Here is a 13,522-nt window from a genome sequence, read left to right as displayed (position 1 = left end):
TTGAGTGCACCTCTTGTCATCATCGCGGTGGCCATCGCTGTCGCATTTGTCCTCGCGCTGTGGTCGCGAGCGCACAAGCGGATGGATCTCGAGCAGTGGGCGGTGGCCGGGCGCGGTTTTGGAGCTCTTTTCGTCTTTCTCCTCTTGGCGGGGGAAATCTACACGACGTTCACCTTTCTCGGTGGAAGTGGGTGGGCGTACGGCACGGGTGGGCCCGCAGCGTACATTTTGGCGTATGGGGCCGTGGCGTACGTTCTCTCGTATTTCCTGCTACCGCCCATTTGGCGCTACGCCAAAGCGCGCAATCTTCTGTCTCAACCCGATTTCTTCACGGCCCAATTTGACAGCAGGCTCCTCGGCGCGTTGGTCGCCATCGTCGGCGTGATTGCGCTGGTGCCGTATCTGCAATCGCAGATGACCGGACTTGGTTTGATTGTGCAAATGGCATCCTACGGCCGCTTGCCGGAGGCGTGGGCCATTGCGATCGCCATGCTGGTGCTCGCGCTGTATGTGACGCTGAGTGGGGTGCACGGCACCGCCTGGACGGCGGTGTTGAAAGATCTCGCCATTCTCGCGGTCGTCGTGGCTGTGGGCATCCTGTTGCCGGCCCGCGTCGGCGGTCTTCACGCCATGTTCACATCCATTGCCCACCTCCGGCCCGGCTTTTTACAATTGGGTGCCAAAGGGATGGGCGTCCCGTGGTTCATCTCGACAGTGGCCCTCACGGGCCTCGGTTTTTACATGTGGCCGCACGCCTTTGGAGCCGTGTACACAGCTAAGAACGAGCGCGTGTTTCGGCGCAACGCGACGTTTCTCCCGCTCTACCAACTTATCCTGCTGTTCGTCTTCTTTGCGGGATTCGCGGCCATCCTGATTGTTCCTGGTCTCAAGAACAGCAATCTTGCCCTGCTCGCGGCCGTGGAGCACGTGTTTCCGGCGTGGGCTGTGGGTGTGATTGGCGGCGCGGGTGTGTTGACGGCCATGGTGCCGGGATCGCTCATGCTGATGACTGCCGGCACGCTCGTGGCCGAGAATCTGTATCGCCCATTGCGGCCAAATGCTGGTGCGGGGGAGGTCCAGACCGTGGCCCGCGTGGTGGTTTGGCTGGTGGCCGCCGTCACATTTCTCTTTTCGATTCACTCGAACGCGGCCATTGTGGCGCTACTTCTCATGGGATACAACTTCGTGACGCAGTTCTTCCCATCGGTCTTCCTGTGTGTGTGGCGGCGCGCCTGGGTCACCTTGCCGGGTGCCGCCTGCGGAATTCTCGTAGGTGTCCTGTTGGTGGCGTATTTTGCGCTCACGGATCACACCATCGTCGCCGGGCTGAACAGCGGGTTCATCGCACTGGCGGCCAACTTTGTCGTCACGCTGCTCGTGTCGGCGGCAACCCGTTCTTGGGACATGCGCCGCACGGCGCTGCGGGCCGCCGACATTCCGGTTCATCGGGCGGGCGAATATGATGCCTGACACAACCCGCGCTGGGGCGGGCTCGGGGCGAGGGCTTCAGGCCCTGACCCCGAGCCCATAGTGGTACACCATGGTGCCGCCGAGGTGGCCCGCCATGGTGACGAACACGCAGGCAATGACGGCACAGACGACCGCGAGCCAGGAGACGCGGCTGCGCCGGGTTCCCCATGCGAGTTGGAGGGCGGTGGCAATCACCTGGAAGGCGCCTGTAAACAGGCCGTATTCCTTGTGCGTGTGCAGCAGTGGTGCGACCGGTGCGGGAATCCTGGCGAGGTAGGACTCGCTGACGACACCCGCGACGGCGGCCGATGCGGTGGCGAGGATGCCGAGCAGGAGAAGATACAGAAACGCCCGAGACCAAAACGACGTCTGGCGCACTCCGCCCACGAGCCCTGCGGCACCGGCGAGATACGCGATGGCGATGGTGAAGTGCACCACCATCGGGTGGATCGTGCTTGGTAAGAGATGTTCGAGCCCAGACAAGCCATGCCCCTCCGTTTCTAGTCCAAGTCATCATTTTGTTGAAGAGACCTCAAAACCGGATTGGAACGGCACGCTTCCAAGCCGATTTCAAGCTTGACCGCGTATTTTCTTGTGGGACCTTTCGCCGACTCGGTGTCGGGTGTCCGATTCAAGCAACAGCAGCGTTTGGAGGGCGTTATGCGCATCCTTCTCGTGGAAGACGATCAGGGTTTGTCGGACGCACTCGCCGAGGTCTTGCGCGAGGAGTCGTTTCAGGTGGATGTGGCGTATGACGGCGAGGATGGGCTCTATCTCGCAGAGACTGCGGTGTATGACGCGCTCGTCGTCGACGTCATGCTGCCCGGCCTGTCGGGCTACGATCTCGTCCGAGCCCTGCGGGACAAGCGCGTCCACGTGCCGGTTCTGTTTCTCACGGCATTGGGCGATGTCGACCACCGCGTTCAAGGACTCAACGCGGGTGGAGACGATTACTTGCCAAAACCGTTCGCCACTGAGGAGTTTTTGGCCAGGCTGCGGGCTTTATTGCGCCGCAATCGAGAGTTGGGCACGGACATGACGCTTCGATCCGGCCCTCTCGTCTTGGATCCGCTGGCCCGCCGCGTGATGTTTGAGGACGAGCCCGTCAAGTTGAGCGACAAGGAATTCGATTTGCTCGAATACCTGCTCAGCCACCGCGGACAGATTCTCCTGCGCGAGCGCATCTTCCACCGCGTCTGGGGAATTGATTCGGATGTCATGGATACGACGGTGGATCTGTACGTCCATTACCTGCGAAAGAAGTTGCATCCTTTCGGGTACGACGCCGCCATTCGCACGGTCCGCAACGTCGGCTACATGTGGAGTGACCCGTGAGTGTTTCGGAAAACTGCGCTTCGCCTTGTGCTCCTGTACACCGCCGTATTTGCCGGCATTCTCCTTCTTTTCAGCGCAGTCGTCTATGCGTTTACCGATCACCGCGTCCGCGCGGACGAGATCGCCACGATGAGCGCTGCCGCCGCCAATCTGCGCGCGTGCCGGGATGATCAGATTCTCCCGGGCGATGCCGACGGCGATGCGGCTGCGCCTCTCGCGCGAGGTCATGCCATTCCCCCCGGACCTGACGCGGACCGATGGCTGGCGGAGGTGAACGAGACGCGCGAACAACATCTGGTGTATGTGCTGCTCGACGGCACAAGGGTGGTATCGCAATCGCCAACGGGCAGCTTCACGTCGTCTGAAGTGGCGCTCGTCGCGACGTACGGATTCGGCGCGCGTCCACGCGAGGCGAGCTTCGGGGGCGTGCCTTTCTTGGGGATGAAAGTGGTCCCGCCAAGGCCGGTGCGAGTCGGCGCGCAGTCGGCCAACGCCGTGATGATCCTGTACAACCGTGCCCAGGATGTCGCCTTTCTGCGCGAGCTGCTGACCATTTTGAGCGCCTCCGCCGGCTTGTTTTCCGTTGTCTCCGCAGGCGCCGGGTTTGCCCTTGCCTCCCGCGCGCTTCGCCCCATCCGCAGGAGCTTCGAAGAACAGCGGCGATTCGTCGCCAACGCGTCCCATGAACTGCGGACGCCGCTCGCGGTCATGCGGCTGCAGATCGATCGCATGTTTCGCCATCCGGGGGAGACCATCATGGATGTGAGCGAGATCGTCGCGTCGCTGGATCGCGAGACGAGCCGTCTTCAGAGGCTGGTGAACGATCTGCTCGCGCTCGCCAAGGCTGACGAGGGCGAGGCGGTCATTCGTCCGAAGCCGGTCGATCTCGCCGCCGTCGCCCGGGAGGCCGCGCAGCGGTTCGCGCCGCTCGCCGAAGAGAAAGGCATCGAACTTCGCGTCTCTGCCGCTGAGGCCATGGTGGAGGCGGATGCTGACCGGCTTCAGGAGCTCGTAGGCATCTTGCTCGACAATGCCATCGCCTTCACGCCCCGAGGCGGCTGGGTGGAGGTTCGCGCGCATCTCTCGGGCAGCGGCGCCATCCTCGCCGTGTGCGACACGGGCCGAGGCATCCCCCAGGAGCACCTGCCGCACGTGTTTGACCGCTTTTACCAGGCCGATCCGTCTCGGGCCACGCGCGGGGCAGGCCTTGGCCTCTCGATTGCCAAGTGGATCGCCGAGGCCCACGGAGGACAGATCCGCATTGCGAGCCCCGGACCGCACGGCGCGGGGACCGAAGTCGAGGTGCGCCTGCCTCTGAGGCCACCGGCGGAGCGCCGCAGTGGCCGTTTTGCCCGCCTGCGCTCCATGTGCTATAAAAAGAATAGCTCTTAACCAAGAAAAAGCGGTTGGCCCACGCAGGTCCTCCGCACGCTGCCGAAGGGAGCGCAGGCCGCATGGCTCACCTGTTTACACCGTACGCCATCCACAACCTTGAATTGAAAAACCGCATTGTCATGGCGCCCATGTGCCAGTACTCCGTGACGGCAAAGGACGGCAAGCCGAACGACTGGCATTTCACGCACTACACGAGCCGAGCCGTGGGCGGCGTCGGGCTCATCATCGTCGAGATGACCGACGTGGAGCCGGACGGGCGCATCACCGACTACGATCTCGGCCTCTGGTCGGATGATCACATTCCACCGTTTCAGCGCATCGTCGACGCGTGCCACGCGCACGGCGCCAAGATCGGCATTCAGATCGCGCATGCCGGCCGCAAGGCGGAAGATGCCGTCGTTCCGGTGGCGCCATCTCCGATTCGGTTTGACGGGCCGCAGTACAAAACGCCGCGCGAACTTTCGACTGACGAAGTGAAGCAGATGGTGGAGAAGTTTGCCGCCGCCGCGCGCAGGGCGGTGAAGGCTGGATTCGACGTGATCGAGCTTCACGGCGCGCATGGGTATCTGATTCACCAGTTCCACTCACCGCTCACCAACCAGCGCAAGGACGCCTACGGCGAGGATCTGGCGTTGTTTGGCGTCGAGGTGATTCAGGCGGTGAAGGCCGAGCTGCCTTCGGGCATGCCGCTCTTCGTGCGCGTCTCGGCGATCGAGTACGCGGATGGCGGTTATGACGTCGATCACGCCATCGAGATTTGCAGGCGGTATCGAGACGCGGGAGCGGACGTCATCCACGTGTCGACAGGTGGCGAGGGGCGCCCAGGCGCGCGGCGCCCTGGCAACTATCCGGGATTTCAGGTTCCGCCAGCACGCGAGATCAAGGGAGCGCTCCAGGTTCCTGTCATTGCGGTGGGGATGCTGGATCACCCCGCGCTCGCCGAGTCCGTCATTGCCAACGGCGATGCGGACCTGGTGGCCATCGCGCGAGGTCTCCTGCGCGATCCGTATTGGCCCTTTCACGCCGCTCTTGCCCTCGGGGAAAAGCCGGAGGTCCCGGTTCAGTACCAGCGCGCGTTTTAAGCGAAAACCAGGCGTTCGCCTGCCAGGGGCCGCCCTCCATTCCGCGTGTTTCGCGGGGTGGCTGGCGAGCCCCTGCCTTTTTCTCCCGCGGTCAAACGGTGCCCGCCTGGCCGAGTGTGGGAATTGTTGTGGATTGTTTTGAGGGTTGGAATTCGCTATGATACGCGTAGATGCGCCCAAGTGGGCGGCTCGATTGGCGCGGTGATCGACAGCTTGGGTGAACGGCAACCAGAAGCACAACGAGATAGCACATACATAGCGGAAGACGCCGCCGCGACCTGTGAGAGCCAGATGGAGCGGCGGATGGGTGTGGCCGACGCGGAAAGCCCGTTCGGCTTTTTTCGCACTCAGGCAGCGGAGCTAAGGTGGATTCGATGGTAGACAGTCGGTTTCCTTCTTTGAACGCGCGCGTGCAGGCGGTGAGCGATGCGCTGGGCGGCGCCTTTCGCGAGGGCCCGGATTGGGTCTCGTATCACGCGCTGAACGCGGAATGTCTCTATGTGACGCCATCCGTCCGGCCCTGGATGCACGCGTCGGATCTTGTCGGGCGCTCCTTTGCGGCATGGCCCATGCTTGACGAAGAGCGCGCCAGATGGGCCAGTGCGTGGCTGGAGGTGGTCACGGGCCGGGCCGTTGGGCGGCTGGTGTGGCGGCACGACGTTGTTGGCTCCGCGCGCTGGGTGGAGAGCGTGCTGCTGCCGGACGAGTGGCGCGGGCAGCTCGTCGGCGTGATGGTGTGGCACCGCGACGTGACGGATCGCCAGAAACGCGAATCGGCGCTTGAGGCGTCGGTGGAGCGGCTGCAATTGGCGTATGGACTGGCGAGATCGGGCTATTGGGAACTGGATGTCACGACGCGGCGGCTCACCTGGTCGCAGGAGGTGTTCGACATCTGGGAGATGGAGCCCGAACACTTCGCCGCCACGCACGACGCATTTCTGGAGACCGTGGTGCCGGAAGATCGGCCGCTCGTGGAGCAGGCCGTTTCGCGCGCCATGCACACGCACACGTATGAGTTGGAATACCGCATCCGGACGGGGCGCGGTCACATTCGCTTCGTGCGATCCGTCGGGCGCTATCACGAGCACGGCGCGGGCCGCGGCGTGCTGTTCGGCGCGGTACAGGATGTGACGGCGCAGAAGGAGTCCGAACTCGCACTCGCGGCCTCGCGTGAACTGTTGGCCCGTTCCGACAAGCTCGCCGCGGTGGGGCAACTGGCCGCCGGCATTGCGCACGAAATCCGAAATCCCCTCACCGCGCTGCGCGGATTTATCGACCTCATGTATCAGCGGGCGAGATCGAACAATCGGCGGTATCTGGAAATCATGCGCGGCGAGGTGTCGCGGATGGAGGCCATTGTGTCGGAGCTTTTGCGCTTGGCTCGGCCGGACCGCCCGCAGTTTCAACAGTTAGATCTCGTGGATCTCGTGCAAGAAGTGGTGGCCTTCATGAGCGCTCAGGCGCTTTTGCACGGCGTCGACATTCAGTACGAGCCGCGGGCAGCGACCATCAAAGTGCAGGGGGACGCCAATCAGCTCAAGCAGGTGTTCATCAACCTCATGCGCAACGGCATTGAGGCCATGCAGCCGGGCGGCGTTCTTCGCGTGGCCCTGTGGCAGGAGGGCGGGGCGGCTCGCGTGCAGATTTCCGACGAGGGCAGTGGCATGTCGCCTGACGCGCTCGCGCGCATCGGTGAACCCTTCTTCACCACGAAGGAGCAGGGCACCGGCCTCGGGGTGATGGTCTCCAAGCGAATGGTGGCCGATCACGGCGGCGACCTCCTCATTGAGAGCGAGGTCGGTCGAGGCACCACGGTTATGGTGCTCCTGCCTGTAGCAAATGGCGATGCGTAGAAGTCAGGGCGGCGGGGGCGCGGGGGGAAGCGGAAGCCGCCTGCGAATGAGGTCCACGCCTTCCTCGCACACGCCGAGCGAGCGCCACGAACACGTGTGGCAGAGCGAGCGGATGTCCTCCGGGCGGACGCGATCACGCACGCGGCGCTCGATCTCGCGCCACGGCATGCACTGGCCTGCGCGCAGGCCGAGGCGCGAAAGCACCTTGGCGTCGCGGCGGTGGACGGACGCGCTCTGGCAGTGGTAGGGCTGATCCGTCGGAAAGTGGTCGCAGAGGTCATCCGGGCCCGCCACGACGCAGACGCGCGTCTGAGGGTCCGTGCGGAGCGCTTCGTAGACCTGCGTCATGTTGCGAACGTAGTCGTCCGAGTAGCCCATGCCTCGGTATCCCAGGAGGCAGAGCAAATGGTGGCCGCGCAATCGAATCACGTGGATGCCTCCCGTCTGCGCGGTACGTGCCCGCTTTTCGTCTATTTCATCAGACGCGCGCGGAAATGGCAATGGATTTTACGGCGAGCTTCGGATCCGCCTGCGCTTGGGCGGCCGCTGTCGCCCTTGCGCCTGAAGTTCCTCGCGGGTGTCGGTTCGGAGGCCGCGGATGCTTGCGATGAGGTGCGTCGATACGGGAATGATGACCACCACCACCCAGCTTGCCGGCGCGAGGATCATCGTGACGATGTCGCGGGCATGCATGGTCGTGGCGATGATTTGGCTGATGGCGAAGATGCTCGGCGCGACGAAGAGGGTGAACGGCCGGAACTTGTGATCGGAGACGCCGACAATCCGCGCGATGGTGGTGGAGAGCGCCCAGATATGATTGCCGAGGAAGAGCGCGGTGTAGGCGACGGACAGGATGATGATCACGATGCCGAGGCGCTCGACGAGAAATCCTCGCAGGCGGATGAGCTGAATCACCGCCTGAACCGGATAGGCGAGGCGCTCCGTCGGCGTGAATCCGAGATTGACGACGATGGAAAAGAACACGAGCATGACCACCACGCCACCGATGGCGGTGGCGATGACCGGATACCACTCGCTCTTGCCGCGGCGGTGCCGATAATACGGGTTTACAATGAGGATGAGGTCCATGCCGAGATAGAGCGGGAGCAGGTGGTAGACCCCGGAGGCTGTCTGCGACGGGCTGGTGAATGAGAGCGGGATGAGCGGCTGATCCGCGTTCGCCAGGATGGCGCCGAACGACGCCAGGATGCCCGCGAAGGTGAGCGGGTGGACGATGGCCGATGCCCGGCCCATGGCCTCGACCCCGCACCAGGCGCCTCGCCATGCGACGACGGTCATGGCGAGCGCGAGCCACATGCGCATGGTGAGCGGGAAGAAGTACTTCATGAGCGAAATCGTGAAGTACAGGCTCACGCCGAGAAACAGCAGGTAGACAGGCACATACAGCGCCGTGATGGCCTTGCCTATCCACTTTCCCCACACCAAACACGCGAAGTCGGGGCCTGTCATGTTGGGGAAGCGGTCGTTCAGTCGCCCGTGCACCCAGCTGATGACGACGCCGATGAGCACCGTCACAAGAAGGGCCCACTGCGCGTCCAGTCGGGCGTAGTGCACGGCGACGGTGGGGTAGATCCAAAACATGACCGGCAGGAAGCTCGACGAGAAGAGCGCGATGGCCTGAAAGGCCGACAGGTTGTACAGGCGCTCGTTCTGCGCGTTCACGTTGGTTCGCCTCCTGCTCACTTCAGAGAATATTGCCTTCGCGCGAGATCCGGCATCTCACCGTCACGTGGATGCGCGCGTGGCCAAATTCGTCTCCCCAGCGATCTCGAATTTCGTAGATGCGCTCCGGATGATGGATCAGGTACCGATAGCCAAATCCAACGGCATCGGCCTGGACGGACTGAAGGGCGCGAAAGACCCGAACACAGTTGTCGTGGAGGTATCGCTCCACGACGTCCTCGTATCGCTCGACCTCCCGATTCGTGAGAGGGCGCTGCGCCATCGTCTCCGTCGAGTTCAGGTTGGCGCGCACCTGAATGTCGTCCCAGAGCACCATCCCGTCCTTGGTGGGGACTTCGCGCAGATGCACCCGCGAGCGCATGATGCGGACGTCAAAGGTGCGACGGGCGTCGGGGATGGATATGGAAATGGCGCGAACCTGTCCCGCGAGAAAGTTGTAAAACACGGTATCGTCCGGCGTGAGCCATCCGACCGGCTGATAGCCAAAATACAGCTCGGTGCCGTCCATGCGTATGCTGTCGTCGGTGGCCTCGACAAGCGGCGCGTGTGGCTCCCGGCCGATGAGTTCAGCGTCCCTCCAAAATTGCCACAGCTTTTCGGGCGCCGAGTATCCGCGCTGCGGCATGTCGTTGTACCACATCGCTTCGATGGTGGTCGCAGGAGGCGCGTTCGTCCTCGCTTCGAGGACGGATCGCGCCGAATCTCGCGTCGCCACGACGTACGCGAGCTTGTCGATGGTCTCATCACGCATCAGCTGTTCGGTGACGCGCGTCAAATCCCGCTCGCTGAGGCCCGTCTGGAACACGACAGTCTCCAGGTTGCCGAGAAAGAACGACTTGTCGTACATCGTCTGAGCCCGGGAAACGGCGGATTGCACCGATGTTGCTTCGACGTAAAAGTTCTTGTAGGGTACAGCCTCGCCTCCTTGCCGACCTCCGGTGCCCAGGCCGGGACTTTGTTGGGTTGCAATTTCCAGATTGGGAACCTGAAGCGTGAAGGCCAACATGTCCGGCTTGTCCGGTACCGGATCTACGCCGATACCGATGATCTGCGAGCGGTCGTTGATCTTCTGGTAATCACCGCATCCCCCTGCGAGAAACAGGAGCGCCGCGGCCTGCGCGGCGACCAGCCAGCGAGCGCCCCGGAAGCTCATAGGTCCAATCTCTTCCTTTTTCGCCACTTGGCCTTTTGCCGGCGCATGTCGCTGTGAGGCCGCTTGCCGCCAGGTTCCCACTTCTCCAGCTGCGGGTTCGGCATGGGCACCATGAGGTCCGTGTCACCCGTGGTGTCCACGGGATGCAGGTGCTCGGGGCGCCGATCCAGCACCGTGATGGGCAGCCGCACGAGCCCGTCGAGGAAGAAGTCCTTGACGTGATCGCCGCCCAGCGGATCCACGTATGGGATGCCGAAGGAAGATAGATTGCAGATCTCGAACAGGGTCCAAATGGTGGCAAGCACCACGCCGTAGAAGCCAAGCAGCGTGGCTGCGATGATCATCACCCAGCCGCCGAGGCGCGACATCACCGTGAATTCGTAGCTCGGCGTCACGAACACGGAGACGGCCGACAGCGCCACGACGATGAGGAGCACATTGGAGACGATGCCCGCCTGGACCGTGGCTTCGCCTACGACCAGACCGCCGACGATGCTGATGGCTTGTCCCATTTGCCTCGGCATGCGCAGCGTCGCTTCGCGCAGGATTTCGACGACAATCTGCATGATGATGACTTCCATCACGGCAGGAAAAGGCACGCCCTGGCGGGATTGCGCGATTTGCAACGCCATCGTCTTTGGGAGCAGGTCCGGGCTGTAGTCGACAAACGCGATGTAAAGCGCCGGGAGCCAGACGGCGAGGATGAACGCGATCACGCGGAGAACCCGCATGAACGTCGCTTCCCACCAGGTGTGCATATAGTCCTCGACGGTCTGGAAGAAGTCCTGGAATGTCGCCGGCGCCAGCAGCACGGTCGGATCGCCGTCCACCACGATGGCGACCTTGCCCTGGTTGAGCTCCATGCTCGTTCCATCCACGCGGGAGGTCATGCGCACGAGGCTGAACAGGGACCACGGGTGATCCACGATGCGCTGTTCGACCGCAGCGGACCCGCTGATGATGTCGGTGTGAATGGCCTCGAGTCGCTTCGACACCGTCTCTACGAGAAGGGGTTTGCGATGTCGCGCACGTACACCATGGCCACGACGCGGTGGGAGCGCACGCCAATGGACCAGCGCTTCACGACAAGCGTATCGGTGGACATGTGCTGGCGGATCATGCCGAGATTTATGTCGATATTCTCCACGAAAGCGACCTGCGATCCTCGGGTCGACGTCTCGAGAATCGGCTGGTCGGGCGCGCGGTGTTCCACCGCCTTCGCGCTGATGACAATCGCCGGTGGGTGGCCGTCCAGGAGCATGACGAGTTTTCCCGCCGCAATGGCTTGTTTCAGCTCGAAGGTGCTCTCCATGAACATGGTCTCCGATCCCGACAGCACCCGCTCCACCAGGTACTGCGGCAGCGGGCGCGGCGCGCGGCGCGGGAATCGGTGGCGATGAATGGCGCGAAGCGTATCCTCCACCGCGCGCTTGTCGCAGATGCTGGTGTAAAACAGGAGCGCGCCAGACACCTTCCCAATTTCGAAGATCCGTACCACGAAATCGTCGCTCTGTCCCACCGTGCTCCGGAAGTATTTCAGTGCGTCCTCCAGATTGCCAGTGTAGGTCGGCATGTCGCGCTGGCTCGGAATGCGCGGGCGATACCGGCCGCGGACGGGGTTCGTAAGTCCGAATCGCTCGGTAAACGACTTGAACCAGTGCATGGACGTCCCTCCCCTGGCTTCGACCTTTATTATCTTCCAGATTCAACCTCATCATGCAGGCATAACGCACAACTTCTCGCTTCATGCTATGGCCAAAGCAGGGAGGAGGCAGCAACATGACCTTGTCAACGCTCACGCTTCGCGACGCCACGTGTTCCCTATGCGCCAACAAGGTCTCCGTGGCGCTGCATGCCGTGGAAGGCGTTCGCAACTTTGACGTGGATTTGGCCGACCAAATCGCGGTTGTCACGTTTGACGACGATGTGGTGGACCGAGATCACATCTGCCAAATCATTGCCCGGGCTCATTGCGACGATCACGGCTCCGTGATGTGAAGTTTTGATCGCATTTCAACAAACGTGTGCTATCACGAAGGAGGGCAGGGGAAGTGCAGAAGAGAGGATGAGGTCGGCATGAGGCGAAGCCGGTCAATGCGACCGGAGATTAAGCGCGCGCACGTGTGGCGCCGACGGCTCGGATGGATCGCTTCGGGCGCGCTTTTGGCCGTGAGCGGATGGTGCGTGGGGTGGCTGCAGAGCCGAGACGCGAGCGTGTTTGCGGCTGACGGCGCGGCCTCCCTGTCTCCGCGTTTGACGACGGAGAAGGTGATGGTCGTCGGAGGATCCATGGCGCACGGATGGAAGGATCCTCACGACGACAGTTACCTGCGCCGGGCTTTCGCCGCGCTGTCGGCGTCGACGGACACCACCTACGTGTATGACGACCGAACGGTGGTCGGCGGCTCGCCGGTGACGCTTGACCGAGAAGGCGAGTACCTGGCATGGCTGGAGCAAGATCGGCCTCAGGTGGTCGTCCTCTCCTGGGGGCTTCTCAACGATATCTACGACAAGACGCCGTTGGCAGCCTTTCGTCAAGCCATCGCGGACGAAATCGAGGAAGCGCTTGCCGAGCACGCGGTGGTGCTCGTGGTCACGTCGCCCGTGACCAAAGCCACGGCAACATACAATCACGCCGAAGATGAAGCGTACATGCAGGTGGAGAGCGACGTGGTGTCCTCGTTCGACAACCCGAACGTCTACTATCTCGACTTGAACCGCGACATGACGCTATACATGGAAGCCCATCACCAAACGTGGAAGATGTACTATGGCGACGCCTGGCACCCAAATGAGGCAGGGCACATTCTCGCGGGGAAGCTGCTGTTTGACGAGCTCGTGTCCACGTTCGGGATGGGCCCCATCGAATGGCAGTCGACGGGATCGCCCACACCGGGGAATGCCACGGGGAATGCCACGGGGAATGCCACGGGGAATGCCACGGGGAATGCCACGGGGAATGCCACGGCGGCGGGCGGCGCGAACGCCTCCCAGCCGGTCGCGTGAGGAGCGCGGTGCGTCGGCCGGCATGCGGATTTGCCCTACTCGCGTATGCTGAAGCGAGCACATGCGAGGGGGGTATCCCGTGCTTCGACAGATGTGCAAAGGCAAGCTCCACCGCGTTCGGGTGACGCAGGCGGATCTCAACTACGTGGGCAGCATCACGCTCGACCCCGTGCTGATGCGGGCCGCAAATATTCGCCCATACGAGATGGTGCAGATCACGAACGTGGAAAACGGCGTCCTATGGTCCACGTACGCCATTCCCGGAGTTGAGGGTTCCGGCGTCGTTTGCCTCAACGGTCCACCGGCGCGCCATTTTCAACCGGGCGATCGCGTCATCGTCCTGTCGCTCGCCTGGGTGGATGATGGGGAGTGGGAGACCTTCACAGCGTCCGTGGTCCTCGTGGATGACGACAATCGCATCACGTCCATCTTGACGGCAAAACCTGCAGATGACTGGCACAGCGATCTCGGCGCATGACCGCCGAGATCGCCCCAGGCCATTGCATAAGTAAAACCGTTCTGAT

Annotated in this window: 12 protein-coding genes and 1 pseudogene; 8 read left to right on the top strand and 5 right to left on the bottom strand. The window is 62.7% G+C overall.

Features of this window, described 5'->3' with window-relative positions; translation table 11 throughout:
• The gene (locus tag AMA01_RS07200; RefSeq protein WP_067849482.1) at positions 1–1,470 is read left to right on the top strand and encodes a sodium:solute symporter family protein; all 1,470 of its coding nucleotides are present in this window, start codon (positions 1–3) and stop codon (positions 1,468–1,470) included.
• A 36-nt stretch (positions 1,471–1,506) separates the two neighbouring features.
• Here AMA01_RS07200 and AMA01_RS07195 read toward each other — a convergent pair whose 3' ends face one another.
• Positions 1,507–1,953, bottom strand: a complete 447-nt coding sequence (locus AMA01_RS07195) for a DUF2231 domain-containing protein (RefSeq protein WP_067849480.1) — start codon at positions 1,951–1,953, stop codon at positions 1,507–1,509.
• A 177-nt stretch (positions 1,954–2,130) separates the two neighbouring features.
• Here AMA01_RS07195 and AMA01_RS07190 point away from each other — a divergent pair, with 177 nt between their 5' ends.
• From AMA01_RS07190 to AMA01_RS07170, 4 genes are all read left to right on the top strand, one after another.
• Positions 2,131–2,805 (top strand): response regulator transcription factor, encoded by a 675-nt coding sequence (locus AMA01_RS07190; protein ID WP_067849478.1) that lies wholly within the window; start codon positions 2,131–2,133, stop codon positions 2,803–2,805.
• Positions 2,806–4,197, top strand: a complete 1,392-nt coding sequence (locus AMA01_RS07185; RefSeq protein ID WP_067849476.1) for a sensor histidine kinase — start codon at positions 2,806–2,808, stop codon at positions 4,195–4,197. It abuts the gene before it with no gap.
• A 62-nt stretch (positions 4,198–4,259) separates the two neighbouring features.
• A complete protein-coding gene (locus AMA01_RS07180) occupies positions 4,260–5,282 on the top strand; it encodes an NADH:flavin oxidoreductase/NADH oxidase (protein ID WP_067849474.1) in 1,023 nt (340 codons plus the stop codon).
• 374 nt (positions 5,283–5,656) lie between these two features.
• On the top strand, positions 5,657–7,135 hold the full coding sequence (locus AMA01_RS07170) for a PAS domain-containing sensor histidine kinase (RefSeq protein ID WP_067849469.1): 1,479 nt from the start codon (positions 5,657–5,659) through the stop codon (positions 7,133–7,135).
• Positions 7,136–7,138: 3 nt separating this feature from the next.
• Here the strand turns inward: AMA01_RS07170 and AMA01_RS07165 are convergent, their stop codons facing one another.
• The 4 genes and pseudogenes from AMA01_RS07165 to AMA01_RS07150 form a co-directional block, all read right to left on the bottom strand.
• A complete protein-coding gene (locus AMA01_RS07165) occupies positions 7,139–7,564 on the bottom strand; it encodes a DUF1284 domain-containing protein (protein ID WP_067849467.1) in 426 nt (141 codons plus the stop codon).
• Between the two features lie 78 nt (positions 7,565–7,642).
• A complete protein-coding gene (locus tag AMA01_RS07160) occupies positions 7,643–8,818 on the bottom strand; it encodes a GerAB/ArcD/ProY family transporter (RefSeq protein ID WP_067849465.1) in 1,176 nt (391 codons plus the stop codon).
• Between the two features lie 22 nt (positions 8,819–8,840).
• The gene (locus AMA01_RS07155) at positions 8,841–9,992 is read right to left on the bottom strand and encodes a Ger(x)C family spore germination protein (protein WP_067849463.1); all 1,152 of its coding nucleotides are present in this window, start codon (positions 9,990–9,992) and stop codon (positions 8,841–8,843) included.
• Positions 9,989–11,565 (bottom strand): annotated as a pseudogene (locus tag AMA01_RS07150) (spore germination protein). Before AMA01_RS07150 ends, AMA01_RS07155 begins: the two are co-directional and overlap by 4 nt.
• 206 nt (positions 11,566–11,771) lie before the next feature.
• Here AMA01_RS07150 and AMA01_RS07145 point away from each other — a divergent pair.
• The 3 genes from AMA01_RS07145 (at position 11,772) to panD (ending at position 13,476) form a co-directional block, all read left to right on the top strand.
• On the top strand, positions 11,772–11,990 hold the full coding sequence (locus AMA01_RS07145) for a heavy-metal-associated domain-containing protein (protein ID WP_067849461.1): 219 nt from the start codon (positions 11,772–11,774) through the stop codon (positions 11,988–11,990).
• A 96-nt stretch (positions 11,991–12,086) separates the two neighbouring features.
• The gene (locus tag AMA01_RS07140) at positions 12,087–12,998 is read left to right on the top strand and encodes an SGNH/GDSL hydrolase family protein (protein ID WP_231862864.1); all 912 of its coding nucleotides are present in this window, start codon (positions 12,087–12,089) and stop codon (positions 12,996–12,998) included.
• A 79-nt stretch (positions 12,999–13,077) separates the two neighbouring features.
• Positions 13,078–13,476 carry an aspartate 1-decarboxylase gene (gene panD / locus AMA01_RS07135; protein ID WP_067849457.1) on the top strand — a complete coding sequence of 133 codons (399 nt, stop codon included), beginning with the start codon at positions 13,078–13,080 and terminating at the stop codon, positions 13,474–13,476.
• Positions 13,477–13,522: the final 46 nt, after the last annotated feature.

It is taken from the genome of Alicyclobacillus mali NBRC 102425 (genome assembly GCF_001570745.1).
Classification (GTDB): Bacteria; Bacillota; Bacilli; order Alicyclobacillales; family Alicyclobacillaceae; genus Alicyclobacillus; species Alicyclobacillus mali.
This window is presented reverse-complemented; position numbering and strand designations above follow the sequence as displayed.